2 protein-coding genes are annotated in these 492 nt (G+C 58.7%); both read right to left on the bottom strand.

Features of this window, described 5'->3' with window-relative positions; genetic code table 11:
- Positions 1–203 (bottom strand): SDR family NAD(P)-dependent oxidoreductase (locus tag AWV70_RS22700; RefSeq protein ID WP_153010122.1); only part of this gene is annotated, 203 nt, incomplete at its 3' end.
- A partial coding sequence (locus tag AWV70_RS22705; RefSeq protein ID WP_235588825.1) for an alpha/beta fold hydrolase occupies positions 200–492 on the bottom strand: 293 nt, incomplete at its 5' end. The genes AWV70_RS22700 and AWV70_RS22705, both read right to left, overlap by 4 nt.

The following is a 492-nucleotide window of genomic DNA, read 5'->3' on the forward strand; positions in this document are numbered from 1 at the left end:
ATGCTGTGCCGATCCATCAGGTTGCACTGAACGGCGAGCGCTTCGCCGGATGCGTCACCGAGCGTATTAATGAGAGCTTGCGCCTTGTCGCTGCTGGAGCGATAGCCGATGGCGATGCCATCCCAATCGGAAGCCAATCGACGACAGATTGCACTGCCAAGGCCTCCGGTGCCGCCAACAACAAAGGCTGCGCCTCTGTTCATAACGGCATATGCACCGCAAGGTGGTGCAGTAGTCGCTCGGCAAAGGCATCATTGCGATCGCCTGTGAACATATGACCTACGCCTTGTGCTATTTCGACCTGCAACTGCGGCGTAAGTCGTTCGAACGTCGCAACACTCTCGTCCGAGACAATGTCGCTGAGTTCTGCCTTCACCAGCACGACGGGCGTTGTGACCCGCTGCGCTGCCGCCAGCAAGGCCTCCCCTTCGGAGGCTGGGTGCAAAAATTCTGCTGAAGTGGAGCGGGGGTCCCAATGCCAGAAAAACCGGG

Origin of the sequence: Sporosarcina koreensis (assembly GCF_001531445.1) — a bacterium.
Taxonomy (GTDB): domain Bacteria; phylum Bacillota; class Bacilli; order Bacillales_A; family Planococcaceae; genus Sporosarcina; species Sporosarcina koreensis_C.